Consider the following 23,829-nt stretch of genomic DNA (forward strand, 5'->3'; position numbering starts at 1 on the left):
TTCGTACTACACGACGGCAGGTCGAGTATACGGGCTCAAATGGGCTACGTCGGAACGGTCTCTCCGAGGATTAGAGTTTTTAGAGGTGCCCTTTAGCTTTTTTGCTAGCGCTCCTTAGAGAGGGCTTCCTCGACCTTTTCGATCCTTGGATCGTTGGCTATAGGGAACCATCTACGCCATTGATCGGGATACTCTCTCAAAAACCAGACCACCGTCTCATCTAGGGTCGCTTTGTTGCTCTCCATATAGGCCAGTGCGGCGTTGGTCTGTTCAAGGGTCGAGGAGTAATTGGCCAATATGGTGACCGCTTGAGGGGCTTTTTTGAACAGGTGAGTTCCTATCCCTACGTGAACCCTGGATGGAGGAAAAGCACCGTCGTAGGTCTTTTCGTCCCATTTTTTGTGCTCATAGGGAGGCTCTTCCAGCTGGATCATGTCGAGCATTCCCATTAGAGGGGTAGGTTCCCAGTAGTAGGCCAGTACAGGCTCTCCTTTTCTGTAAGCGGAGAAAATAGCGGTCGCCAAGGCGGTGGAGGAGCCGGAGCTGAAGTTCTCGTAATGCTCGTCCAGGCCGTAGGCCTTGAGCTTCACTTCGTTGATCGTGTAGGTGACCCATCCGGTTGGGCCGTTGTAAAACCTGCCTTTACCTTTTTCCCCCCCCGATTTGGGGGCGAACAGATCTTTGTATTTGACCAGGTCGTAAACCGATTTCAGGTCCGGGGCCATCGGCTCTATCCCTCTTTCGGGGTCTCCTTTGATTACGTAAGCGGGGACGTACCAGCCCTGGTTAGCGTCTGGATAGGTGGGGCCTAAGTCGACAGCGGTACCTTCGTCTATCATCTTGGTCCATGCGTCTTTGAGATTGTCGGACCATATCTCGGTGCTGGCGTCGACGTCTCCTCTGGCCATACCCATAAGCAACGGTAGGCTCTCTGCGAACTCGTATTGGACCTCAAAACCCAGGCCGTGCTCTAGAACGTAGCCCGCTATACGATTGTGAAGTTGAACGCTGTCCCAGCTGAAATCGCCCATCTTTATGACGGTGGACGCCCATGATGGAGACGAAAAAAGCACCACTGCACACAGGGCAAAGGTTAGCATCTTCTTTGAAATATTATTCATAATCATACCTCCTTGTTTTTATAGGCCTCTAGGCCGCTACGGATTTTAGCGACAGATCTGGGAGAAACATCCTGCTCCCTATCATAACACAGCTAACACCGCCTAACGGTCTATAGGAGACCTAAAAAATATATGTGGTATACTAATATGATAGATATTGGGGGTGTATGCCCTAATTTCATATCAGGGAGAGTGATGGAAAGTTGACAGCGATCATAGAGGTTAAGGACCTGTGGAAGGTCTACGGTAGAAACGCCGCCGATGTAGACGTAGAGGATGAGGATCTGATCTCACAGCTTGACGAATCCGACGAGACCGTCGTGGCCATAAGAGGAATCTCCTTTGAGGTCCAAAAAGGAGAGGTCTTCGTGGTTATGGGGCTCTCGGGCAGCGGAAAGTCGACCTTGATCAGAAGCATACTGAGGCTCGTTACCCCTACTTCCGGCGATATTCTCGTCGAGGGGCTCAACGTCTCTTCCATGGGAGAGAAAGAGCTTGTCGAGTTCAGGAGAAACCACGTCGCCATGGTTTTTCAGCATTACGGTCTTTTACCTCACAGAACGGTCCTCCAGAACGTCGCTTTCGGTCTAAAGCTCAAGGATATTCCCCAAAAAGAGCGGATAGAGCGATCGATGGCGGCCATAGAGAGGGTAGGGTTAAAGGGCTGGGAAGGGTACTATCCGTCCTCCCTCAGCGGTGGAATGAGACAGAGGGTCGGTATAGCCAGGGCTATCGTTATGGATGCCCCTATTTTGCTTATGGATGAACCTTTTAGCGGTCTCGATCCCCTGATCAGGAGGGAGATGCAGGACGAGCTTGTTCGTCTACAGGAGGAAATGCATAAAACCATCTTCTTCGTCACCCACGACCTTGACGAGGCGATGAGACTAGGTGACAGGATGGCGGTCATGAAAAACGGCGAGATCGTCCAGTTAGGTCACCCATCGGATATATTGGCGAACCCTGCCGACGAGTACGTATCAAGGTTTGTACAGGACAAAAGGGAGCAGCTCAGAAAGGCCGACGAAAGGGCGATGGCTAGAGCTCAGGAGGTGGTGTCCCATGTTTCCTAGCGTATGGCGTTTTCACGTATCTCCCTACGTCAACGACGGTGTAGACTGGCTTTTAAACCGTTTTGCGACCGGCTTTGACGGGATCTCGGTGTTTATATCCTCCATACTCTCCGCTATTCAGACCGGACTTAACTTTATTCCCTGGTGGTTGTACGTAGTTCTGGTGGGCTTCGCCGTATGGAGGTCCACCGGTAAGAAGGTTTCCGCTATCCTGTTGGCCTCTTTGACCGTATGTATAGGCCTTTTCGGACTTTGGGCTTTGGCCCTCGAGACTCTGTCAATTATCCTGGCCTCGGTGTTGATATCGCTGGTTCTCGGAATCCCTCTGGGAGTCATGATCGCTGAGTATCCACGGTCGGCCTCGTTTATGAAGCCAATTTTAGATGGGATGCAAACTATGCCCAGTTTTGTCTATCTGATACCGGCGATGATGTTCTTCGGTCTCGGTAAGGTGCCTGCGGTATTCGCCACCCTCATATACTCTATGCCCCCTGTGATTAGGCTTACCGCTCTAGGGCTTCAGCAGGTCCCTAAGCCCGCCCAGGAAGCGGCTATTGCCTACGGGGCAACCAGGTGGCAACTTCTCAAAGAGGTTCGAATTCCTCTCGCCATGCCCGGTATTATGGCCGGAATAAACCAGACGACTATGATGGCCCTGGCTATGGTGGTTGTCTGTGCAATGATAGGAGCCAGAGGCTTGGGACAGGAGGTACTTTTGTCTATCAACCGTATCGACGTTGGACGGGGATTCGAGTCGGGAATGAGCATAGTCATAATGGCCGTCGTGATCGACAGGATAACCCAGGGGCTTGGAAAAAAATGGGAGCCTAAGAAAAGATGATCGTCAACCAAGTATTTTTATAGGTTGACATTGTTTCGCCGGTCATGTATCCTCATCGTCGTTGGCAAAACCATACGGCGATGAGGTGTTTTTTATGAGGATAAGTTCCAGAGATATGATTTTAATTGCCCTATTTGCAGGACTCACGGCGGTGGGAGCTTTTATAAGGGTCCCCATAGGTCCGGCGCCGATCTCTCTCCAAAATTTTTTCTCCCTCATGGCAGGGGCCCTTCTGGGGGCAAGATCCGGCGCTTTGTCCCAAGGGATTTACGTGGGCATAGGGCTTATAGGGATCCCCGTATTTACCTCTGGGGGCGGTTTTTCCTACGTAATGCACCCTACCTTCGGTTTTCTACTGGGATTTATACTCTGTGCCTGGGTCGTCGGGAGGTGGATGGAAGGTCGGGAGCCCCTTTTTAGGAACTTTTTCACAGGATCAGTGATAGCTACCGTTCTCGTATACCTTCTCGGAGTCCCGTGGTTGTACTTGATACTTACAAAGGTGTCTGGGGTCGATATGTCCCTGCTTAAGGCGTTTCAGGTCGGATGTCTCGTCTTCCTGCCGGGAGATTTTGCCAAAATTGTGGGGGTTTCCTGGCTTGCCAGTAAGATCGTCCCAAGGCTGTCAAATTTATGATCTTTTGTTTACCTGCGACCCTTAAAGAGGTCGCAGGTTTCTTTTTTTGCGCACAAAACATTACAAAACAAAACAGATGCTGTATTAACGAAAAAATCAGCCTCTTGTCCTCTTTTAGGGTAGTTATGAGTTTGACAATCTTTCTTTAGAGGGGTAAAGTTGAAAAGGCCTGAATGGCCTAACTATTACTAAGGGGGCAAGTTCATGAAGAGGTATCAAATTCTGTTGCTCAGCGTCTTTATGGTCGTGGCGATGGCATCGGCTTCTCTGGCCGACGCTGCTTTCCACATCGGTATCTGCACCGGAACGGTCTCTCAGTCCGAGGACGATCTGAGAGGCGCGGAGTCCATGATCGCCAAGTACGGCGACGTATCAAACGGTGGCATGATCAAGCACATAACATACCCGGATAACTTTATGCAGGAGATGGAGACAACCATATCCCAGATAGCCTCCTTCGCCGACGATCCTCTGATGAAGGTGGTTATAGTGAACCAGGCGATCCCTGGGACCACCGAGGCGTTCCGCCGTATCAGGGAGAAAAGGGACGATATCCTTCTCTTCGCCGGAGAGGCCCATGAGGATCCAGGTGTTATCGAGAGCATAGCGAACCTCGCCGTGAACGCCGATAATATCGCCCGTGGCTATCTGATCGTAGCCGCCGCTCAGAAGCTCGGAGCTACCGACTTTGTCCATATATCCTTCCCTCGCCACATGAGCTACGAGCTTCTTTCCCGCCGTCGTAACATCATGGAGGAAGCCTGTAAGGATTTTGGGATGAACTTCCACTTCGAGACAGCTCCCGATCCTACCAGCGACGTCGGCGTCGCCGGTGCCCAGCAGTTCATACTTGAGAAAGTCCCTGCATGGCTGGATAATTACGGCGATAAGACCGCTTTCTTCTGCACCAACGACGCCCATACCGAGCCCCTCCTCAAGAGGATAGCCGAGGGTGGCGGGTTCTTCATCGAGGCCGACCTTCCCTCTCCACTTATGGGATACCCCGGTGCGTTGGGAGTCGAGCTTGCGGACGTAAAGGGCGATTTCCCGGCGATACTCAAGAGGGTAGAGCAGGCAGTTGCCGACCACGGTGGAGCTGGCCGCATGGGAACCTGGGCTTACTCCTATGGTTACACCAACTCGATCGCTCTTGTCGAATTTGGTCGTCAGTGTGTGGACAACGGGATCGACAACAGCAACTTCCGCCGTAAGTTCAAAAAAGAGGACCTTTTCGCCGCCTATTCCGAGGCGACTCCTGGCGCACAGTGGAGCGGAAGCTACTACACCGACGTCCAGACCGGCGTTGAGAAGAAGAACCACGTGTTGCTCTATCAGGATACCTATATCTTCGGCAAGGGATATCTTGAGATGACCAGCGTAGAGGTACCGGAGAAGTATTTCTCCGTAAAGTAGAGCCTTAGTCGTCTATGGAGGGAGAGATTCGGAGATAGTCTCTCCCCCCATTATTGAGAAAATTCCTTCCGCTAAATCTCCAACTTCCATTTTGTATTTGCTTGGACTTTGTTTATTAAGATTTTTCGGGCGTTATAACGGCCGATAGGCCGGTTTTGCCCGTCCTACGAGGTGAATTATATGGCATCAGGACCGCTTTTAAAGGTAGAGGGGGTCGGGAAGGCCTACTTTAACAACAGGGTACTTAAAAACGTGAACTTTACCCTGGAAAAAGGACAGATACTGGGGCTTGTCGGCGAGAATGGAGCAGGCAAGTCGACCTTGATGAATATACTTTTCGGTATGACAGTGATAAAAGAGACCGGGGGATACGAGGGCGATATCTTCGTCGACGGCGAAAAAGTCGCTTTCAATACCCCTTTTGACGCTCTGAGGGCGGGGATCGGCATGGTTCATCAGGAGTTCTCTCTGATACCGGGCTTCTCGGTGGCTGAGAACATCGTCCTAAACAGGGAACCGACCAAGTATAACTTTTTGGTCGAGGCTTTTGGGGATAGGCTGAAGACCCTTGAGAGGGATACTATGACCGAGCGAGGTAAAAAGGCCATAGATAAGTTGAACGTCGCTCTTGAGCCTGATTCGCTGATATCCGAGCTTCCTGTGGGCTATAAGCAGTTTACAGAGATAGCCAGGGAGATCGACAAGGAGAACACCAGGCTTCTCGTCCTAGACGAGCCCACCGCTGTACTGACCGAATCGGAGGCGGACACCCTTTTGACCTCTATGAGACGTCTTGCCAATATGGGAATATCTATAATCTTCATCTCCCACAGGCTTCAGGAAATTCTCGACGTGTGTGACAAGATAGTCATACTGAGGGATGGAGAGGTGGTCCATGAGACGTCTCCCTCTGGGACGGATATCATGCCTATAGCTTCCCATATGGTCGGAAGGGACGTGGCATCCGCTTTCGCCAGGGAAGACGATCCTGAAAGGCAGATGGGAGCTCCCCTCCTTTCTGTGGAACACCTTTGGGTCGATATGCCTGGAGAAACCGTAAGGGATGTCTCCTTCGACGTGAAAGAGGGGGAGATCTTCGGGATAGGAGGTCTTGCAGGGCAGGGAAAACTCGGTATTCCTAACGGCATCATGGGTATGTTCCCCTCCGGCGGTTCTGTCACCTTCGAGGGAAAATCGGTAGGCCTAAACGAGCCCACTAACGCCCTTTCCGTCGGGATGTCGGCGGTTTACGAGGACAGACGAGGGGTTGGACTTCTGTTGGAGGAGCCTATCTCCTGGAACATAATATTCACCGCTCTCCAGATGCAAGGTCGTTTTTTAAAGCCTTTGCTAGGTGGACTGGTCAAAATAAGGGATGAAGAAGCTATATCCTCCTGTGCCAGGGACTACATAAAATCTCTGGAGATAAAGTGTGTCAGCGAAAGACAGAGGGTTCAGGAGCTATCCGGTGGAAACCAGCAGAAGGTCTGTCTCGCTAAGGCGTTTGAGACTAAGCCTAAGCTTCTTTTCGTCGCAGAGCCCACCAGAGGGATCGACGTCGGGGCGAAGAAGGTGGTTCTCGATACCCTCAAGCTCTACAATAAGAAACACGGCATGACTATAGTTATGGTGTCCTCCGAGCTGGAGGAGCTGCGCTCGGTCTGTGACAGGATCGCTATAGTCGATTCGGGCAGGATCGCGGGGATTCTTACCGCAGAGTCTCCCTCCACCGAGTTCGGTTTACTTATGCTTGGGGCTGTAAAGCAAGAAGAGAAGGTGAGTGTGTAGTGGACAGGGTAAAAAAATTCATAGAGGACGCTGGATGGCCGAGGATAATTATAGCCCTGTTTTTGCTGTCTTTGTTCGTTATAGCACCTTTCGTCGGGGTTCGTCTTGACGCCTCTGTCAGCGACACTCTGGTGCGTCTCGGAATGAACGGAGTTATGGTTTTGGCTATGGTTCCCATGATTCAGGCCGGTTGTGGGTTGAACTTTGGCCTTCCTCTTGGGATTATCGCCGGCCTTTTAGGGGCTGTGACCAGCATAGAGATAGGTATACCCGGGATTCCCGGGATATTCATAGCTATGGCTGTGGCCATACCTATCGCTACGGTTCTCGGTTGGGCCTACGGTCTCCTTCTCAATAAGGTCAAAGGAAGCGAGATGATGATCGCCACTTACGTCGGATTTTCATCGGTGGCCTTCATGTGTATCATGTGGCTGGTCCTCCCCTATAAAAGCTCCAACATGGTCTGGGGATACGCCGGTAAGGGGCTCAGGACTACGGTGTCGGTGGAGGGTTTCTGGCATCAGGCCATCAGTGACTTAGGTTCCTTCCAGATAGGCAAGTTTTTCTACGTTCCAACTGGAATGTTCCTTTTCTTCGCCCTTCTTTGCCTGATGATGTGGGTGTTTATGAGGACCAAGGTGGGAACAGCTATGACCACCGTAGGATCGAACCCAGAGTATGCCAGGGCCTCAGGGGTCAACATAGACAGAATGAGAATTATCTCGGTTATTCTGTCCACCGTTCTTGGGGCGATAGGTATTATCGTCTACCAGCAGAGTTTTGGTTTTATTCAGCTCTATATGGGACCTTTCTATATGGCTTTTCCCGCCGTATCCGCCATACTGATAGGTGGTGCGTCGGTCCATAAGGCGACTATTATCAACGTGGTAGTAGGGACGGTCCTGTTCCAGGGGATATTGACTATGACTCCTTCGGTCATAAACAGCATGATCCAGACCGATATGTCCGAGGTCATAAGGATCATAGTCTCTAACGGAATGATACTCTACGCTTTGACCAGAGTTGTGAAGGTGAAATCATGAACAGAAAAACCGATTTAATGAAGCATTTTTTAGTCCAGAACGCCGTTCCTATAGTCTTTCTGGTCGTCAGTGCCTTTGCTATTCCTATTTCCCAGTTTTCAGGCAGTTACCTGATACAGGAGATGCTGGTCAGGCTGTCCAGAAACTCCTTCCTGGTTCTATCGCTTTTGATACCGATAATGGCGGGAATGGGATTGAACTTCGGTATGGTACTAGGGGCGATGGCCGGCCAAATCGGCCTTATCTTCATCAGCGACTGGAACGTCGTAGGCGTTCATGGAATGCTTCTAGCGGCCATAATATCGACCCCTCTCGCTATGCTCCTTGGGTGGCTGTGCGGAGTTGTCCTCAACAAGGCTAAGGGCAGGGAGATGGTTACGTCTTTCATCCTTGGTTTCTTTATGAACGGGGTATATCAGCTTATCGTCCTGTACGGTTTTGGAAGTGTTGTCCCGATAACCAACCCCAACATGGTTCTCTCCAGAGGATACGGCATAAGGAACGTCACCAACCTTGAGGGTATCAGGAAATGCCTCGATAGCTTGCTTCCGGTGTCCGTTCAGGGAATAGACGTCCCTCTGGCGACCTTTATTCTTATAGGCTTTTTCTGCCTTTTCGTGGTGTGGTTCAGGAGGACGAAGCTTGGCCAGGATATGAGGGCAGTAGGCCAGGACATGAACGTCGCTAGGGCGGCAGGAATCCCCGTCGAGAGGACTAGGCTCATATCGATAGTTATATCGACCGTCCTGGCCTGTTACGGTCAGATAATATTCCTGCAAAACATCGGGACAATGAACACCTACAACAGCCACGAACAGGCTGGTATGTTCGCCATAGCCTCCCTTTTGGTAGGAGGAGCCAGCGTCACTAAAGCCTCTATCTTTAACGTGTTTCTCGGTGTGGTGCTGTTCCACCTGATGTTCGTGGTCTCTCCGATGGCGGGGAAATACCTGATAGGGGAGGCACAGCTGGGAGAGTACTTCCGGGTGTTTGTCTCCTACGGGATAATATCCCTCGCCTTGGTGCTTCACGCGTGGAGACGGCAAAAGGACAGCGATAGGGCACGTCGAGGCCTTCGAGGGGCGGAGGAGTAGGTGGTGATGAGATGAAATCAAGACAGATAGTAGTCAACGTCGCCATAGTTGCCTTGCTGATCGCTTTAGGTATATTCTGCTATAACGAGGGAAGGGCCTTAGATCTCTTTATAGATAACGTCGCCTACGATCACGAGGGAACGGTCTTGGAGCCCTTTGAGGCCGTCGAGGTAACCGTCGACGAGATAAACGAACCTATTTTCCTGGTCGAGGGAGATCGAGGCGTGGTTACCGTGCCAGGTCGCAGACACACGATTTTAGTGGAGGAGCTTGACGAGGAGGATAGGGTCATAAATACCTATAAAGCCTCTTTTTCGATAAAAGAGCTTGAAGGAAGGGTTATAAACATAGTGCCACTGCTCAAAAATAAGCTACCTGGCTGGAGCTACCCGGTAAAAAGATAGGTAAAGGGGGATAATCCCCCTTTACCTATCTTTTTACCGGGTTCTGTAGCCGCCCTTTTCGTAGTAGAATGTCTCTATATACGGTGAAAGGGGGGTTCTCGTTTTGAGAAGAAAGGGTTTTTGTCTTTTTCTGTTTGTCGCTTTTTGCTGTTTTCTTCCCTTCAGGGCCTATAGCCAGGAGAGGTCTTTTTCAGGGAGAGTTGATGTAACCGGTCCGGAAACGAGCCTACTCAGGTGGCTTGTAGAGGAGACTAAGCCTGAGAGTGCTAGGATGATACTCGATGGCCCTATAGGGTCGGATGGAAAGGTCAGACACCTATATTTTGAGGCAGTTGGTCCGACTCTTGAGGGCTTGAGGGTGGAGTCTCTATCCGTGGAGACGGTGTTTGCCGATTTCGGTCCTCTCTCTACCTGGACCGATAGAGGTCCATCTGAGATCAGAGAGGTCGTCATGGGGTATTTTGATTCGACGATGACCGATTCGGACATCAACGGTTTTCTCAGAGGGATGACGATGAAAGGCGATGAAGGCGATTGGGAATCTATTTCCGTTAAATTCATCCCTGGGGGACTATCGGCACTAGGTTATTATAACTTGAGAAACCCAGGACTTAAGCTAAAAGTCGAGCTCGATGGGAAATTGGTTCTCAGGGATAGGTCGGAAATCTGGCTGGATCGGTATGTCTTCAAGGTTAACAACGACGATCAGTCTTCCGTTGTCGAGAGTGCCCTTGAAAAGGTACAGCCTATCGTGGACATGAAGAACTTTATATTTCCAGTACAGCTTCAGACCCTGGATCTTCAGAAAGGTCGAATGAGGTTAGCCACCAGGGTGTTGCCTAAGCCCTTCGACGGGATTTCCCTCGTCTATAGATCGAAATAGGAGGATTAAATGAAGATCATTGGCTTCTGTAACCTCAAAGGCGGGGTGGGTAAGACCACTATGTGTCAAAATTTAGCCTCTGCTCTGGCCTCTCTGGGCAGAAGGATCGCCGTTCTAGATCTTGATCCCCAAAGCAACCTCACCTCCGGTTGGGGGATCACGGTTGAAGAGGGAGAGCCTTACGTATACGACTTTCTTGTGGGAGAGTCGTCCCTCTCCGATCTAGCGATCAAAAGGGAAGGTGTAGACGTTATCCCCAGCAGTCTCGACCTAGCGGTAGCGGAGCTTCAGCTCGAGAGAGAGCCCGGCAGGGACAGCCTTCTTAGATCCTCCTTGGAGAACGTCCCTAAAGACGAGTATGATTATATTTTTTGCGACAGTCCTCCTCAGTTAGGTCTTTTTACCAGAAACGTCCTGGCAGCAGCGGACGAGATAATGGTGCCTTTGGAAAGCGAGTTCTACAGTCTGGCGGGAGTGAGGCTTCTCGACTCTACGGTAAAGCTTTTTCAAAAGAGACTGAACAAAGGTCTTGAGGTGGGCGGAGTCGTTTTAACACGACATAACCCTAAGGTCGTTATAAACAGAGATGTCCAACGGGAGGTCTTTGCCTACTACGGCGATGTCCTGTATCGAAGGTTTGTCCGTCAGAATATCAGCATAGTGGAGGCCAGCGGTGCAGGCATGTCCGTTCTCAGCTACGATAGAAACTGTAACGGAGCGAGGGATTACCGTCTATTGGCGGAGGAGTTTGAGGAAAGGCAGGAGAGTCATGGCGAGAAAAAGACCCAGTCTGCGTAATTACCTTATAGAAGGAGATCAGGTCAGAGATATTCAGCCTGTAATAGAGGCCCCCGCTGCAGAGCTACCTGTCCAATCTTTCGCAGAGGAGATGCTCTCCAGTTTCCCTACTGAGTCTCTTGATTTTTCACTCTGGGGTCTTGTCGTTGCCTCCCATCTGATGGTTCTTAAAGAGGGTAGGATAACCCTATCGGTCCTCAAAGAGGGCTTTCCGTCGATAAAGGACGATGACTTTAACGCCGTTTTGGACAGAGCGCTGTCTTCCCAGCTTATATCCTTAGGCGAAGATGGAATTATCCGCATCAATCCGGTGTCTCGATGGGATATCGCCGGTAGCGATGGAGTTGATATCGAGTGGGTAGACGACCTTGTCTCCATGATGACCGAAAATGACAGGGATATGTGGCTTAGTTTGTTGTCCGATGCGTCTTTAAAGCCCCTCTCTCTGGATGAGGTCAAAGATCTTTTTGAAAAGTCCGATTTGCAGTCGGATCAGTTTTTCATGATGAGGCGACGTGGAGATAGTTTATTGCCGATAACTAGATCAAGCCAGATTAGGTTGCCTCTGGAGTCGGTCATAATGTGGTCTGAGAAGGGCGATTCGATAGTGTTTTTTGGAGAAACCTCTTGACAAAAGGCCCTAAATAACGTAACTTTGCGGGTACGCATTAGGCTGCTGGACAGTGCCGTCACGCAATCCAATATACTTAAGGAGAGCTCGGTATGTCAAAGAACACGAACAGAAAGAACGCCCCTAAGGGCAAAATGGTACGTCGCTTTGGAGTCAACGTTTTTGGAAACACCAAGTACGATAGGCTTCTGGCTAAGAAAAGCGGTGCGGCAGGCAAGGGCGGTAAAAGGCCTGCTAAGGTGTCCATCTACGGTCAGCAGTTGTTGGAGAAGCAGAAGATTCGTTTTGCCTACGGAGTCAGTGAGAAACAGCTTCTCGCCGCCTTCGCTAAGGCAAAGAAACAGCCCGGTGTAACCGGCCACAATATGCTGGTACTACTTGAGTCCAGGCTTGACAACGTGGTGTACCGTCTAGGTCTTTGTTCCACCAGACCTCAGGCCAGACAGTTAGTCTGTCACGGTCATTTCACCGTCAACGATAGGAAACTCGATATCCCCAGTGCTATCGTAAAGCCTGGCGACGTTATCGCCGTAGCAGAAGGTAGCAGGGATGTGAAGATACTCAAGGAGAACGCTGAGATAGCTTCCGCTGTTTCCAAGCCCGCTTGGTTGTCCCTGAACGGGATGGTAGGAAAGGTTGAACGTCTTCCTGAAAGACAGGAGATCCCCACCATCGCTGACGAGCAGATCGTCGTCGAGTTCTACTCAAGGTAATATCTTTCGTTCGTAAGAAAGCCCGTCCGTTGGACGGGCTTTCTCGATATGGTAGAGGAGGGTTTTGCGTGGACAGAGGAGAGGTTCTAGCCCTGGCTCTCAAGGTAAAAAAAGGGGAACTGTCGCCGGAGGATTTTGTAAATAAGGTCAACCTAGAGCCCTTTGAGGACCTAGGGGAGGTGAAGCTCGATCATAATAGAGCTCTTAGGAGGGGCTTCGCGGAAATAGTTTACTGTCCTGGAAAAAGCGACGATCAGCTCCTTTCGATAGCAAAATCCCTGGCCGATAGATCGGGTACCTTTCTTTTCTCCAGAGTAACAGGTAGCCAGGTTGATCTTTTGACCGATCTTCTCCCTGATCTTATATACCATGAGAGGGGCCGTCTGGCGGCGGTCGTGCGATCGCAGGTCGTGTGGCAAAGGGGCAGTGGGGTCACCGTAGTGGCCGCAGGCAGTAGTGACGTGCCTGTGGCGGAGGAGGCGGCCTTAACGGCCTACTACATGGGGTGTGACGTAAAGAGGATATACGATGTAGGTGTCGCAGGTATCCACAGACTGCTTGCCCACGCAGGCGATCTTATGGAGTCCAAGGTAATTGTGGCTGTCGCAGGTATGGAGGGAGCCCTTCCAGGGGTCGTCGCTGGGCTCGTCAGCTGTCCGGTGATAGCTGTTCCCACCAGCGTAGGGTATGGAGCGAACTTTGGAGGTCTTTCCGCTCTTTTGACGATGATAAACTCCTGTGCTACCGGCGTTACTGTGGTAAATATAGATAACGGCCTGGGAGCAGGTTATACCGCGGCCATGATAGCGAGGCAGAGTGTATGATCAAGGTCGCCGAGAATCTGGTATCGGCCTACTTTCCTCCCGATATCATCTCCAAAATATCCAGGTGTAAATCGGTAGCTGTCTCCTTCTCCGGAGGGGTGGACAGTTCGGTGGTGCTGATCTCGATGATCTCTATCTTAGGGGCCTCAAAGGTCAGAGCCTACACCTTTCGCTCCTCTTTGCATCTAAAACAGGAGTTGGAAAGAGGGATGGAGCTTTGCTCCGACCTTGGCGTCAGACAGATCGTAATTCCCGGTCCAGAGCAGGAGGATATCAGGGTTATGGAGAATCACCTCGATAGATGTGCTGTGTGTAAGAGACTGAGGCTAGAGCACCTGATAGGCGTCTGTGGCGACGATTCGGTCCTCGTGGATGGGACAAATTACGACGATCTGAAAGACCCCACTCGGCTAGGAAATAGGGTTATATCGGAACTAGGCATATTCAGTCCTCTGGCGGAGGCGAAAATGACCAAGGCGATGGTCAGGGAAATGGCAAAAAAACAGGGCTTACCCTGGTGGAACGAGTCGGCGACCGCCTGTCTGGCGACCAGATTTCCCAGAGGGGAGAGGCTTGACTCGTTTGAGATGGACAGGGTCGCCTGGGCTGAGATAGCTTTAAAGGACAACGGTTTTGATGTCAGATTGAGGGCCCTGAAAGGTGGAGTTATCTGTATGGAATTTCCTCCCCAAAAAGAGGAGATCCTGACACTTCCCTCAGGGGCTTTGCTGGAAATCCTGAAACCCTTCGGTTTTCATCGGATAATGGTCGATCTTGAGGGATATAAAGTCGGTCGTATCTGGCCTTAGTGTATAATTGACGGGAGATCTTAGTTTAGAGAAAGGGGAGAGTGACCATGTATCAGGTAGTTTTGCTTCGTCACGGTGAGAGCGTATGGAACAAAGAGAACAGGTTTACCGGCTGGACCGACGTCCCTTTGTCCGATGAAGGGGTTAAAGAGGCTCACAGGGCGGGAAATCTTCTGTCCGGAGAGGGATACACTTTCGACATCGCCTACACCTCGACCTTGAAAAGGGCTATAAAGACTTTATGGATAGTCCTGGAGGAAATGGATCTGATGTGGCTGCCGGTGTACAGGTCCTGGAGGCTTAACGAGAGACATTACGGAGCCCTCCAGGGTTACAACAAGGCGGAAATGGCGGCGGAAAGAGGAGAGGAACAGGTAAACCTCTGGAGACGGAGTTACGATGTTCCTCCTCCTGAGCTGGATGAGGACGACCCCCGTTATCCAGGTCTTGATCCCCGTTATTCCTCTTTGGATAAGGAGGATGTCCCTAAGTCGGAGTGCCTTAAGGACACCGTGGACCGTTTTCTTCCCTACTGGAACGAGACCATAGTCCCCGCTATAAAATCAGGCCAGAAGGTTATAGTAGTAGCCCACGGCAACAGCCTAAGGGCGTTGGTCAAATACCTCGACGGTATTTCAGACGAGGATATCGTCGGGCTGAACATCCCTACCGGTATCCCGCTGGTTTATGAGCTGGACGAGGATATGAAGCCGATTTTCCACTATTACCTCGGCGACGCCCAGGCGGTAGAGCGGGCTCAGAAGGTGGTAGCCGATCAGGGAAAGGCTAATTAGAGGTAATAAAGTGCTTTTCCTTAATCGCAAAATCCTGATAGCCCTTTTCCTTTTACTCTGGATGGTTTCTCCCTCTTTTGCTGTGACCTATCCCTCTGGGCTGGTCAGAGATGGGGCCTTTGTACAGCTGTACTGTTTCGACGAACAGAGCCGTCCAATTGTGATGGAGACGATAAAGTCCTATCTAGATGCCCTGGACGATAGGCTGAGCTCCCAGAGGCAGAGTAACTACGCAGCCTATTTTAGCCGGTCCTCTCTGGACTACGGTGTCGACCCCTTCATGCTGGTCGCTGTGGCAATTCAGAGATCAGCACTGGATTGGACGTACAACACCGGCGGTCGATACGGGCTTATGGCGATTGATTGGGACGCTAACAAACGGTGGATCACCCAGGATCACCCTAGGGTCACATCCAGAAGAATTCTCTGTAAACCCGTCATAAACGTCAGGGTGGGGGCGGATCTCATGTCGAGAGAGCTCCGAAAGTCGGCTATGGACTACGGAAAGATGATCGATGGATCTTACTCTATGGGGCCTGGAGCTACGGAGGCTATCCGGGAGCACTATAGAAATATGGCCAGGGTCTTTCGGGTATCGATAGAAAAAGGGAGGTCTTAGCCTCCCCTTTTTTATCGATATTTGAGGTTAGCTTGTCGGGATTACCAGAACTGGGCAGGCGGTTCTGTCCACCAACGCCTCGGCGGTATTCCCAAGGATAAGTTGCCATATGTCGGTTTTTATAGGTAACCCTATGACCAGAAGAGAGGTGTTCAACTCTCTCACTAGCTTAGGTAACTCCTCCTCCGTCTGACCTCCCACTAATTTAGAGTGGGCCTCCCCGTTCCAGGACTCCACCTCCTGCCGCGCCATCTCCATGGCCTCCGACGCTTGGTTGAAGAGCAGATGGGCAGATGATGGGTCCGCCATCGGTACGCCGTGTATCAGAGTAATCGGTGGTTTACGGTTGTTTTTCTCAAGGAGGTCTCGAAGTGCCATTATCACCTGATTGCTTCTTTCCTGTTCCAGGTTGGTCGCCACAACTACGCTGTTTAAGAGGTTCCCTGGAATAACAGGAGGAGCTTCCCATCTGAGTATCAGCTGGGGGATAGCTAGAGACTGGACTATAGGTAGGACCGACGACCTAGGAGATGTGGCCACTACCGCGATGGAACAGCCCTCCCTCTGGGCGATTGAAGGAAGGACCTCTCCGTAGGATCCTGCTTCGACAAAAGCCTTATAGGCCGTTTCCGGTGGAATGTTAGCCTCGCAAAATTCATCCAGAGCTATCTGGATCTGGCTGACAAGCTCAGGTACGTCGGTTCCTACCGAAACCCCTACCCTATGGGCCACTACCATCTCCCCTGAGGGGTCGGAAAGATTGGTTGCTACCCATTTTAAATCTCTTCCTGATCTCTCCGAAAGGTCTGTGGGGTAAAATATGCGTTTAAACATGGTGGGATCGCTCCTTTCCTGCCCTTAGGGGCTCTTGAGTCTATCATATCGGAAAGAACGGACTTTTCCAATAGGAGCACAGATCAGGTCTAACAAAGTGACAGGAGGTTTTTCTATGAACCAGGACAGACAATGGAACCTTTTGCGAAAGGCTACGGTGATGTTTCAGTCTATTCCCCATCGAGGAGCCGTTTTTATCGGAGGACTTATGGGGCTTTTGCTGTGGGGAGTCAGTAAAGAAAGGGTCGATAAGGCAGAGGCCAGGTGCGTCAGGGCCCTGGGAATCGGCCCTACTTTGGCGCGGGATATCGTCAGAAAATCGTACGTAAACCACGGTCGCTGTGTGGCTGAATTTATCAGGCTGCCGATAATGAAGGAGAAGTTGTCCTCCATGGTATCCATCCATGGCGAGCATCACCTCCGGAACGCCTTTCTGAGAGGTAAAGGGGTTATCCTCCTATCAGGCCATATAGGTAACTGGGAGATAGGGGCAGCTGCGTTGGCTATGAAAGGTTACCCCATGAACGCTATCGGTGCGGATCAGAGGGACTCTAGGGTGACCGATATGATAACCTCTATAAGGGGAGCCTGTTCGGTGAAAGGGATCGGCAAGGGCTTTAACCTTAAAGCCGCTTTGAGTTGCCTTCGATCGGGGGAGATCCTATGTATCCTACTGGATCAGGACGCTAAATCAAACGGCTTGGTGCTCCCCTTCTTAGGTTTACCTGCGAGCACTCCCTATGGACCTGTTAAAATAGCGTCCAAGCTAGGAGCGGCGGTAGTCCCCGTCTTTTCGATCAGGCGGGGAGGTGGAGATAAATTTGATCTTCACTTTCTGCCCCCTCTTGAGATGCCTTCCTCCATCGCCTCGGAAATAGACGTTGAAAGGTCGACCTCTATATGTAACGATGTTATCAGCTCTTGGATCAGGAAGCACCCCGACCAGTGGATGTGGCTTTACCCAAGGTGGTCCAGCACCTTAGGAGACCGATAGCGGTGTACTTAGGTCTGGACCCAGGCATTCAGAAGTTCGGATGGGCCTTCTTGATCGAGGAAAACCTGCTGTGCTCCGGTATATCAAAGACCACCTGTATAGGTCTTTTTATGGAGAAGGTGAAGAAATCTCACTGGGGATATCTTGACGATTCCGTTCTAGAGGGTAAACTGGAATCGTTAGCAGGTAAAACGGTGGATCAGGTTTTTTTGGGCAACGGAACTGGGGGCAATCTATTTCGGAGCTCCCTTTCAGAGGATTTTCCAGAGGTTGTGGTCGTAGATGAGAGAAACTCGACTTTAGACGCCAGATCTATCTACTGGAATCTACATCCTCCTAGAGGATGGCGTCGTGTCCTGCCCCTTTCACTGCAGACACCACCTAGGCCTGTAGACGATCTTGCGGCCTACGGCATAGCCTTGAAGGGCATGAGATTTAAAAAAGAGAAGGAGATTTAAATATGTCAAGTCAAAAACTAACTACCCTGGTAAATACCTTTGGAACTTCGTTGATATCCGTCGCAGGGGAAGTCGGTGTTTCCGCTGAGCTTCTAAAGGCCCAGATAACCAGAGGCGTAAGCGTCGACAACGCCTGTTGTGCAGCCCTTATCGGAATTGTAGGGGACGGTATTCAGGGAACCATCGTTATTATGCTCGATATGGGGGGGTTCTCCTCCACTGTGACCGCTATGTCCGGTGGCATGATACAGCCTAACCTGGAGGACTCGATCGCCATGAGCGTGGTAGGGGAGCTCTCCAATATGGTAAGCGGAAGGGCTCTAACCCAGGCGGCCCTGCCTGGGATCGATGTTACTCCTCCTCAGCTTATCTCTGGTTCGGGAATAAGGACCGTTCCGGCTCAGTCTCCTGAGATAATCAGCTTTACTCTACCCTTTCAGGTCGCTGGAGGAGGAAAGATCTATCTGGTCCTGTCTTTTAACAGTATTTAGTTTGAGTTTTTGAATTGGTGTGGTGCGTTTGGGCTGTCGAAATAGACAGCCTTGTTTTTTGGGGGGATATTTGATGAAAAGATCGTACGCGAGGGTCCTCTGGGAAGAGGTTATTTTAATATACGCCTTCTTCAAGTGGATTGTCTTGGCGTCTTTAGCAGGAGCTATGGTAGGGGCAGTTTCATGTTTTTTTGTAAAATCTCTCGATTGGGCTATAGCGGGAGGAGGATCTTTGCCTGATGGTAGCAGGCTGCTTTTACTCCCCTTAGGGATAGTCGCTAGTACTCTGATCGTTCGCTATATGGCTCCAGATGCCAGGGGACACGGAACGGAAAAGGTGATAGAGGCTATCCACGAGAGGTCGGGCAGGATCGCGGTCAAGGTAATCCCTGTGAAGCTCATTACGACGATAATAACCGTGGCATCCGGGGGATCTGCCGGTAAGGAGGGGCCTGCGGCTCAGATAGGTGCGGGACTGGCCTCTACCTTGGCTACAGCACTTCGGTTCAGCGATGTGGACAGAAAGAAACTGGTAGTCTGCGGTATTTCCGCCGGTTTTGCCTCTGTTTTCGGCACTCCTATGGCTGGAGCTCTTTTTGGACTTGAGGTTCTATACATAGGGCAGATGTTTTACGACGTGCTTTTTCCGTCAATTATCAGCGGCATAGTCTCCTATAAGGTCTCCGTTGCCTTAGGGATGTCCTATGGGCACTTTTCTATCCTTGACGTTCCTCCAATATCCTCAGACATGGTTATGTGGCTGATTTTAGCGGGTATTTTCTTTGGCTTGGTATCTTTTATGCATATAGAGATAATGGGTTTTTTTGAGAGGTTTTTTTCGAGGCTAAAACTAGGCCTCGTCGGAAAGGCCATTTTAGGGGCTTTTACGTTGATAGTCCTGGGTTTGCTTCTTGGCGACTCCTACTTTGGGCTTGGCCTTAAATCGCTGGATGGGGCTTTGGAAGGTGGGATGGAATCTCCGCTGGCTTTTTTATGGAAATCCCTCTTTACCGCCATTACATTAAGCTGTGGAGGAAGTGGAGGGGTGGTCACCCCTATCTTTTTCATCGGTGCCACCTCCGGCGTAGCTTTCGCCTCGGTTTTTGGCCTTAACGGAGCTTTGTTCGGACCTCTCGGGTTTGTCGCCGTTCTCGCTGGCTGTGCCAACGCCCCTATCTCTGCGACGGTAATGGCGATGGAGCTTTTTGGGGCCGACATAGGGGTTATGGCGGCTTTGGTGTCCGTATCGGCGTTTTATATCGTTGGTCATAGAAGCGTCTATCCAAGTCAAAGGCTCGCCAGATCCAAGTCTCCCCTTATCGTTGTTAGGACCAACCCCAGCAGGGTGGACAAAGGAAGAAGCGTTCCATTGATCAGCCAGTCGATTTTCTTTTCGAGTATCGTTAAACTATGGGTGTGTATAGAGGCCATTACGGGAATAAAAGGCCCCGACCGTTTCAACAGGGACAGATAAAAGCCAGGAGAGGAAATTAGTCCCCTCCTGGCTTTTTGTGATACTTTGTGCTCTAGAGATTTTCTCCCTCGGTCTTCGCGATGACAGCGGTTACGCAGGCATCTCCGGTGACGTTCAAAGAGGTCCTGGCCATGTCCAATACTGCGTCTATTCCGGCTACCATAGCAACACCTTCCATCGGAAGGCCCGCTTGGGTCACCACCAAAGTGAGCATTATAAGCCCTGCCCCTGGAACACCGGCGGTTCCAACGGATGCCAGAGTTGCGGTGACTATGATCCCAACCTGTGCCCCTATAGAGAGGTCTATACCGAAGGCTTGGGCTATGAAAAGAGCGCAGACACCCTGATAGAGGGCCGTCCCGTCCATGTTTATCGTCGCCCCTAGTGGAAGGACAAAGGAGGAGATTTTCTCCGATATGCCCATGTTTTCCTGGGTGCAGGTCATGGTGACCGGCAAAGTCGCCGAGCTGGATCTGGTGACGAAGGCGGTAAGGCTAGCTTCCTGAATTCCCTTGAAAAACCAGATCGGAGATTTTTTGGTGACTACAGCGACCAACCCGGAGTAGACCACGATGGCGTGGACTATACAGCCCAGGTATACCGCCCCTATCACTTTAGCGAAAGGTGCCAGTACCGATAGACCGTACTTCGATACCGTTACGGCTATAAGGGCAAATACCCCGTAAGGGGCGAGGTTCATCACAAGATCGGTGACTTTGTACATAGTCTCGGCCATCGACTCCATAAAGGAGATAACGGGCTTGCCTTTATCCCCTGCCAACATAGCCGCTATGCCGAAGAAAAGGGCAAAGACGATTATCTGAAGCATGTGTCCCTGTGCCAGTGCTTGGACTGGGTTGTCGGGGAACATTCCGATGATAACCTCCGACAGGGCCGGGGCAGCTCGGCCTGCGGCGGCCTCGACTCCCTCTATTGCCATGCCACTTCCTGGCTGGAAGAAGTGCCCCATACCTAGTCCTATGACGATAGCCACTGCGGTGGTCATTAGATAGATTAAAATCGTTTTGACACCTATCCTCCCCAGTGTCTTTGGTTCTCCTATGGAGGAAACTCCGACGACTAAGCTGGAGAACACGAGAGGAACGATGAGCATTTTTAAAAGAGTGATAAAGACTTTTCCTACTGGTTCTACGATGGAGACCTTAGGCCCTAAAAAGGCCCCTGCGGCGATTCCTAGAACGAAACCTATGGTTATCCTCCATATCAAAGGAACTCCTTTTTTGCTGTTAGACATTAATTACCCTCCTTTTGTTTTATAGTAACTAAGCTGTTGGTTCATGTGCCTCCCTTCTTACTACGCTCTACTCAGTATAGTGCAAGAAGTCCTAAAAGACAAAACCCTTGTTTCGTGATTTTGTCCATGGTGTAGAGGCAGGGTATTTCATGTATAATGAACCTATTATTTCACGCTATCGAGGAGGTCCGCCGATGGTCCGATACGTCAGGCTATTTACGTGTATTACGATGATTTTAACCGCTTCTGTTCCCTCTTTTGCCGATGGTGCGGTGGTTTTGGCCCTGTCTGGAGGGGGAATGAAAGGATTAGCCCATATAGGGGTTCTAAAGGTCCTTGAGGGAAATGGAATCCCTGTAGCCGGTATTGTTGGAACTAGTATAGGGGCCATAATGGGCGGACTTGCCGCCTCGGGCTACTCCGCCGATGAGCTTGAGGATCTGGTCTCCACGATAGACATGTCCTCGGTTATCCTGGGACAGGATGACACCCTTTTGCCTCCCTCAGACGGCAAAAACGTATCGCCCCTGATGCCAAGGCGAGAGATGAACTCAAAATGGGATGTCGTAGGTCCTAAGGGGCCTCTAAGCGGAATAGGCGCCCATGACCTTTTTATGAGGCTTACAGCCAGGGTCTCGGTGTCCCAGTTCAACGATCTACCGATTCCCTTCGCCGCAGTGGCTACTGACCTGATGACCGGGGAAAAGGTGGTTATTCGTCACGGCAGTCTGGCATCGGCAATGAGGGCCTCCATGTCCATTCCTGGGATATTTGAGCCTTGGCCAATAGACGGTCGTCTGTTGGTCGACGGAGGACTTGTCTCCAATATGCCCGTCAGGACGGCGAAGCAGCTATTCCCCGGATATCCGGTTATCGCTGTGAACGTCTCCAGTGGTCTGCGTTCTCCAGATCAGATAAGGACTATGCCTGAGGTTATAGACCAGACTATAACCATATTGACCAGTCAGAACGTCACACAGGAGCAGGCGGAGGCGGACGTGATAATAAGGCCTGCGGTGGAGTCGGTGTCCACTTTAGGCTCGGTTAAGGTTAGTGACATAATAGAGCTAGGTGAAGTCGCTGCCAGGAGACAACTGGATAGGATAGTGAGAATGGCCTCCGTTGCCCCTCCGGTCGTCGAGCGTGGTCCTCAACCTCCGCGGCTAGTACGAGGTATAGAGGTAGAGGGAGTACCGGAAGGGTTAGCGAATAGGATCAAAAATAGCTATGGGTACTGGGTCGGGAAACCTGTCTCCCCGGAGGATATCATCAGGGCGTCGGAGGCCATAAGGGCCCGTGAGGACGTTCGTACCGTCGATTATCGACTGGCGACTTTAGGTAACGAGGTTGACGTTATCCTAAAGGTTCATAGAGAGCCGGCCTATCGCTTTGCCCTGGACGGCTACGCCAGCAATATGCTGGGAGGAAGCTGGTTGGGAATCAGGGGAACCATGATGGACCTTGGGGTCGATGGTAACTATCTAAACGTAGATGCCCTCTTAGGGGATGACTGGGCGGCCAAGCTTGATTATCACTTTGGTATGGAGAAAAACTTCTACAAGTTTTCCGCCCACATGGCCAGAATATCCCTCTCCCCTAGGAACGCTCCCGACTCAAAATGGGATTACAGGAGTTTTTCAGTCACCAGAGGCATAGCCTCCAAAAACGGCAGAATGTCCGCAGGTATAATGGCCAGTAAGATCGACGGAGATGGAGGTAATCTTGATACCTGGGGTCCGGTTTTCCAGTGGGAACAGGACGGCAACCTGATGGCTAACCAGGATATAGCTTCATCTTTTAACCTATCCGCCTGGTATCCCGATGAGGGACGGGAGATAGTCATGAGGTTAGATGGCACGATCTCCACAGTCCTATCCCATCGTTGGAGGGCCTACATGAGGGGAGGATTCTTCGAGGGCAACGATGACCGCCGATATCCCGGTCAAGGGGCCTATTTAGGGGCGAGAGAGGAGCTTTACAGCCTCGCAGAGTATCCCATAAAAGGGGAGCGGTTTGCGTGGTGGAGATTGGGTTTCAGGCACCGCCTTAACGAAAGTGGGAATACCCCTCTTGAGGCGGAGCTGTTCGGAGGTCAGGGTTACATCTGGGACAACGATGGCTCTCAGATCGACAGTCCCTGGGAGGTCGGGGTGGCCTTGACGGTGCCTTCCAACCTCATAAGAGCCAGGATACTGGCTGTCTACGACGACAGTAGGGACTGGACCTTTGGATTTACCATCGGCGAACCTCTCTGGTCGGTGAGGCATAATTTCCCCTAGGCCATTTTTCCTAGGAATATCTGTGCTAGAATCGTCGAAAACATATGGGCACCTCTAAAAACTCTACTCCTCGGAGAGACCGTCCCGACGGAGCCCACTTGAGCCCGTATACTCGACATGCTGTCGTGTAGTGCGAATGGGGCGACAGGACGTCGCCCCAAGCCGAGGGGGCACAGGACGTGCCCTCCGAGGCGGTTCGCACGAAACAGGCAGGTCGAGTATACGATTGGGCGAAACAGGGCGTAGGCGGGACGGTCTCTCCGAGGGGACTCGAAGGTGAGTTTCTAGAGATGCTCATATATAACTGGGATACAGACTAAAGTGTGGTTGGAGGCGTAAAGTATGGCGAGAAATATAACCCCTAAGGGACAGGATTATTCGCAGTGGTATTTGGACATAATAAAGGTAGCTGAGCTGGCAGATTACGCACCGGTAAGGGGCTGTATGGTTATCAGACCGACAGGCTACTCGGTTTGGGAGGAAATACAGCAGAAGTTCGATATGGCCTTTAAGGAGACCGGGCATGTTAACGCCTATTTCCCCGTTTTGATCCCTAACT

General features: G+C 51.1%; 25 protein-coding genes and 1 pseudogene. 22 read left to right on the forward strand and 4 right to left on the reverse strand.

All coding sequences use genetic code 11. From position 1 onward, the window contains the following. Positions 1-104 precede the first annotated feature (104 nt). Positions 105-1,121, reverse strand: a complete 1,017-nt coding sequence (locus tag B9Y55_RS11160; protein ID WP_085545436.1) for an ABC transporter substrate-binding protein — start codon at positions 1,119-1,121, stop codon at positions 105-107. Positions 1,122-1,324: 203 nt separating this feature from the next. Here B9Y55_RS11160 and B9Y55_RS11165 point away from each other — a divergent pair, with 203 nt between their 5' ends. Both B9Y55_RS11165 and B9Y55_RS11170 read left to right on the forward strand, forming a co-directional pair. Further along, positions 1,325-2,194: a betaine/proline/choline family ABC transporter ATP-binding protein gene (locus B9Y55_RS11165; RefSeq protein WP_085545437.1), complete on the forward strand. Its 870-nt coding sequence runs from the start codon at positions 1,325-1,327 to the stop codon at positions 2,192-2,194. Next, the gene (locus B9Y55_RS11170; protein ID WP_085545438.1) at positions 2,184-3,035 is read left to right on the forward strand and encodes an ABC transporter permease; all 852 of its coding nucleotides are present in this window, start codon (positions 2,184-2,186) and stop codon (positions 3,033-3,035) included. Before B9Y55_RS11165 ends, B9Y55_RS11170 begins: the two co-directional genes overlap by 11 nt. Positions 3,036-3,077: 42 nt before the next feature. Here B9Y55_RS11170 and B9Y55_RS13510 read toward each other — a convergent pair whose 3' ends face one another. Further along, positions 3,078-3,254, reverse strand: coding sequence for a hypothetical protein (locus B9Y55_RS13510; protein WP_234986224.1), 177 nt, complete (start codon positions 3,252-3,254; stop codon positions 3,078-3,080). On the opposite strand from B9Y55_RS13510, the gene B9Y55_RS11175 reads away from it, so the two are divergent. The 14 genes from B9Y55_RS11175 to B9Y55_RS11240 all read left to right on the forward strand — a co-directional run bounded on the left by B9Y55_RS11175 (position 3,253) and on the right by B9Y55_RS11240 (position 15,485). Next, complete coding sequence (locus B9Y55_RS11175; RefSeq protein ID WP_234986225.1) at positions 3,253-3,672, forward strand: biotin transporter BioY; 420 nt, start codon at positions 3,253-3,255, stop codon at positions 3,670-3,672. The genes B9Y55_RS13510 and B9Y55_RS11175 overlap by 2 nt on opposite strands. A gap of 240 nt (positions 3,673-3,912) precedes the next feature. Next, positions 3,913-5,085 (forward strand): DUF3798 domain-containing protein, encoded by a 1,173-nt coding sequence (locus tag B9Y55_RS11180; RefSeq protein WP_407641447.1) that lies wholly within the window; start codon positions 3,913-3,915, stop codon positions 5,083-5,085. 180 nt (positions 5,086-5,265) lie between these two features. Beyond that, positions 5,266-6,873 carry a sugar ABC transporter ATP-binding protein gene (locus B9Y55_RS11185; protein WP_085545441.1) on the forward strand — a complete coding sequence of 536 codons (1,608 nt, stop codon included), beginning with the start codon at positions 5,266-5,268 and terminating at the stop codon, positions 6,871-6,873. After that, a complete protein-coding gene (locus tag B9Y55_RS11190; RefSeq protein WP_085545442.1) occupies positions 6,873-7,916 on the forward strand; it encodes an ABC transporter permease subunit in 1,044 nt (347 codons plus the stop codon). The genes B9Y55_RS11185 and B9Y55_RS11190 overlap by 1 nt, the downstream gene beginning before the upstream one ends. After that, positions 7,913-9,010, forward strand: a complete 1,098-nt coding sequence (locus tag B9Y55_RS11195; RefSeq protein WP_085545443.1) for an ABC transporter permease — start codon at positions 7,913-7,915, stop codon at positions 9,008-9,010. The genes B9Y55_RS11190 and B9Y55_RS11195 overlap by 4 nt, the downstream gene beginning before the upstream one ends. Positions 9,011-9,021: 11 nt before the next feature. After that, complete coding sequence (locus B9Y55_RS11200) at positions 9,022-9,414, forward strand: DUF6672 family protein (protein ID WP_085545444.1); 393 nt, start codon at positions 9,022-9,024, stop codon at positions 9,412-9,414. Between the two features lie 271 nt (positions 9,415-9,685). Further along, entirely contained in the window at positions 9,686-10,297 is a 612-nt protein-coding gene (locus tag B9Y55_RS11205) for an LmeA family phospholipid-binding protein (RefSeq protein ID WP_143340930.1), read from the forward strand. Positions 10,298-10,306: 9 nt separating this feature from the next. Continuing rightward, the gene (locus tag B9Y55_RS11210; protein WP_085545446.1) at positions 10,307-11,095 is read left to right on the forward strand and encodes a ParA family protein; all 789 of its coding nucleotides are present in this window, start codon (positions 10,307-10,309) and stop codon (positions 11,093-11,095) included. Continuing rightward, positions 11,067-11,726, forward strand: a complete 660-nt coding sequence (locus tag B9Y55_RS11215; protein ID WP_085545447.1) for a hypothetical protein — start codon at positions 11,067-11,069, stop codon at positions 11,724-11,726. The genes B9Y55_RS11210 and B9Y55_RS11215 overlap by 29 nt, the downstream gene beginning before the upstream one ends. A 92-nt stretch (positions 11,727-11,818) precedes the next feature. Further along, entirely contained in the window at positions 11,819-12,439 is a 621-nt protein-coding gene (rpsD, locus tag B9Y55_RS11220; protein ID WP_085545448.1) for a 30S ribosomal protein S4, read from the forward strand. A gap of 68 nt (positions 12,440-12,507) precedes the next feature. Next, entirely contained in the window at positions 12,508-13,263 is a 756-nt protein-coding gene (gene larB / locus B9Y55_RS11225) for a nickel pincer cofactor biosynthesis protein LarB (RefSeq protein WP_085545449.1), read from the forward strand. Continuing rightward, a complete protein-coding gene (locus tag B9Y55_RS11230) occupies positions 13,260-14,072 on the forward strand; it encodes an ATP-dependent sacrificial sulfur transferase LarE (RefSeq protein ID WP_085545450.1) in 813 nt (270 codons plus the stop codon). Before larB ends, B9Y55_RS11230 begins: the two co-directional genes overlap by 4 nt. Positions 14,073-14,119: 47 nt before the next feature. Then, a complete protein-coding gene (gene gpmA / locus B9Y55_RS11235; protein WP_085545451.1) occupies positions 14,120-14,866 on the forward strand; it encodes a 2,3-diphosphoglycerate-dependent phosphoglycerate mutase in 747 nt (248 codons plus the stop codon). Between the two features lie 10 nt (positions 14,867-14,876). Further along, positions 14,877-15,485, forward strand: coding sequence for a transglycosylase SLT domain-containing protein (locus B9Y55_RS11240; protein WP_085545452.1), 609 nt, complete (start codon positions 14,877-14,879; stop codon positions 15,483-15,485). Between the two features lie 27 nt (positions 15,486-15,512). On the opposite strand, the gene B9Y55_RS11245 is transcribed toward B9Y55_RS11240, so the two are convergent. Then, positions 15,513-16,319: a universal stress protein gene (locus B9Y55_RS11245; RefSeq protein ID WP_085545453.1), complete on the reverse strand. Its 807-nt coding sequence runs from the start codon at positions 16,317-16,319 to the stop codon at positions 15,513-15,515. A 115-nt stretch (positions 16,320-16,434) separates the two neighbouring features. On the opposite strand from B9Y55_RS11245, the gene B9Y55_RS11250 reads away from it, so the two are divergent. From B9Y55_RS11250 to B9Y55_RS11265, 4 genes are all read left to right on the forward strand, one after another. Continuing rightward, positions 16,435-17,313 carry a lysophospholipid acyltransferase family protein gene (locus B9Y55_RS11250; RefSeq protein ID WP_085545454.1) on the forward strand — a complete coding sequence of 293 codons (879 nt, stop codon included), beginning with the start codon at positions 16,435-16,437 and terminating at the stop codon, positions 17,311-17,313. A gap of 2 nt (positions 17,314-17,315) precedes the next feature. Further along, positions 17,316-17,771: a hypothetical protein gene (locus B9Y55_RS11255; protein WP_085545455.1), complete on the forward strand. Its 456-nt coding sequence runs from the start codon at positions 17,316-17,318 to the stop codon at positions 17,769-17,771. A gap of 2 nt (positions 17,772-17,773) precedes the next feature. Next, entirely contained in the window at positions 17,774-18,262 is a 489-nt protein-coding gene (locus B9Y55_RS11260) for a chemotaxis protein CheX (RefSeq protein ID WP_085545456.1), read from the forward strand. A gap of 73 nt (positions 18,263-18,335) precedes the next feature. After that, positions 18,336-19,736 (forward strand): chloride channel protein, encoded by a 1,401-nt coding sequence (locus B9Y55_RS11265; RefSeq protein ID WP_143340931.1) that lies wholly within the window; start codon positions 18,336-18,338, stop codon positions 19,734-19,736. A 52-nt stretch (positions 19,737-19,788) separates the two neighbouring features. Here B9Y55_RS11265 and B9Y55_RS11270 read toward each other — a convergent pair whose 3' ends face one another. After that, complete coding sequence (locus tag B9Y55_RS11270) at positions 19,789-20,991, reverse strand: dicarboxylate/amino acid:cation symporter (protein ID WP_085545458.1); 1,203 nt, start codon at positions 20,989-20,991, stop codon at positions 19,789-19,791. Between the two features lie 194 nt (positions 20,992-21,185). Between B9Y55_RS11270 and B9Y55_RS11275 the strand changes: the two genes are divergently transcribed. Further along, complete coding sequence (locus B9Y55_RS11275) at positions 21,186-23,270, forward strand: patatin-like phospholipase family protein (RefSeq protein ID WP_159448340.1); 2,085 nt, start codon at positions 21,186-21,188, stop codon at positions 23,268-23,270. Between the two features lie 342 nt (positions 23,271-23,612). After that, positions 23,613-23,829 (forward strand): annotated as a pseudogene (locus B9Y55_RS11280) (proline--tRNA ligase); the annotation flags it as partial.

The organism is Dethiosulfovibrio salsuginis (assembly GCF_900177735.1).
GTDB lineage: Bacteria > Synergistota > Synergistia > Synergistales > Dethiosulfovibrionaceae > Dethiosulfovibrio > Dethiosulfovibrio salsuginis.

What these genes read in the sequence shown, in the direction of transcription:
- B9Y55_RS11160 (WP_085545436.1), bottom strand. Translation starts at nt 1,121, where the DNA reads ATGAATAATATTTCAAAGAAGATGCTAACCTTTGCCCTGTGTGCAGTG.
- B9Y55_RS11170 (WP_085545438.1), top strand. Translation starts at nt 2,184, where the DNA reads ATGTTTCCTAGCGTATGGCGTTTTCACGTATCTCCCTACGTCAACGAC.
- B9Y55_RS11175 (WP_234986225.1), top strand. Translation starts at nt 3,253, where the DNA reads ATGGCAGGGGCCCTTCTGGGGGCAAGATCCGGCGCTTTGTCCCAAGGG.
- B9Y55_RS13510 (WP_234986224.1), bottom strand. Translation starts at nt 3,254, where the DNA reads ATGAGGGAGAAAAAATTTTGGAGAGAGATCGGCGCCGGACCTATGGGG.
- B9Y55_RS11180 (WP_407641447.1), top strand. Translation starts at nt 3,913, where the DNA reads ATGGTCGTGGCGATGGCATCGGCTTCTCTGGCCGACGCTGCTTTCCAC.
- B9Y55_RS11185 (WP_085545441.1), top strand. Translation starts at nt 5,266, where the DNA reads ATGGCATCAGGACCGCTTTTAAAGGTAGAGGGGGTCGGGAAGGCCTAC.
- B9Y55_RS11195 (WP_085545443.1), top strand. Translation starts at nt 7,913, where the DNA reads ATGAACAGAAAAACCGATTTAATGAAGCATTTTTTAGTCCAGAACGCC.
- B9Y55_RS11200 (WP_085545444.1), top strand. Translation starts at nt 9,022, where the DNA reads ATGAAATCAAGACAGATAGTAGTCAACGTCGCCATAGTTGCCTTGCTG.
- B9Y55_RS11205 (WP_143340930.1), top strand. Translation starts at nt 9,686, where the DNA reads ATGATACTCGATGGCCCTATAGGGTCGGATGGAAAGGTCAGACACCTA.
- B9Y55_RS11210 (WP_085545446.1), top strand. Translation starts at nt 10,307, where the DNA reads ATGAAGATCATTGGCTTCTGTAACCTCAAAGGCGGGGTGGGTAAGACC.
- B9Y55_RS11215 (WP_085545447.1), top strand. Translation starts at nt 11,067, where the DNA reads ATGGCGAGAAAAAGACCCAGTCTGCGTAATTACCTTATAGAAGGAGAT.
- rpsD (WP_085545448.1), top strand. Translation starts at nt 11,819, where the DNA reads ATGTCAAAGAACACGAACAGAAAGAACGCCCCTAAGGGCAAAATGGTA.
- B9Y55_RS11230 (WP_085545450.1), top strand. Translation starts at nt 13,260, where the DNA reads ATGATCAAGGTCGCCGAGAATCTGGTATCGGCCTACTTTCCTCCCGAT.
- gpmA (WP_085545451.1), top strand. Translation starts at nt 14,120, where the DNA reads ATGTATCAGGTAGTTTTGCTTCGTCACGGTGAGAGCGTATGGAACAAA.
- B9Y55_RS11245 (WP_085545453.1), bottom strand. Translation starts at nt 16,319, where the DNA reads ATGTTTAAACGCATATTTTACCCCACAGACCTTTCGGAGAGATCAGGA.
- B9Y55_RS11250 (WP_085545454.1), top strand. Translation starts at nt 16,435, where the DNA reads ATGAACCAGGACAGACAATGGAACCTTTTGCGAAAGGCTACGGTGATG.
- B9Y55_RS11260 (WP_085545456.1), top strand. Translation starts at nt 17,774, where the DNA reads ATGTCAAGTCAAAAACTAACTACCCTGGTAAATACCTTTGGAACTTCG.
- B9Y55_RS11265 (WP_143340931.1), top strand. Translation starts at nt 18,336, where the DNA reads ATGAAAAGATCGTACGCGAGGGTCCTCTGGGAAGAGGTTATTTTAATA.
- B9Y55_RS11270 (WP_085545458.1), bottom strand. Translation starts at nt 20,991, where the DNA reads ATGTCTAACAGCAAAAAAGGAGTTCCTTTGATATGGAGGATAACCATA.
- B9Y55_RS11275 (WP_159448340.1), top strand. Translation starts at nt 21,186, where the DNA reads ATGGTCCGATACGTCAGGCTATTTACGTGTATTACGATGATTTTAACC.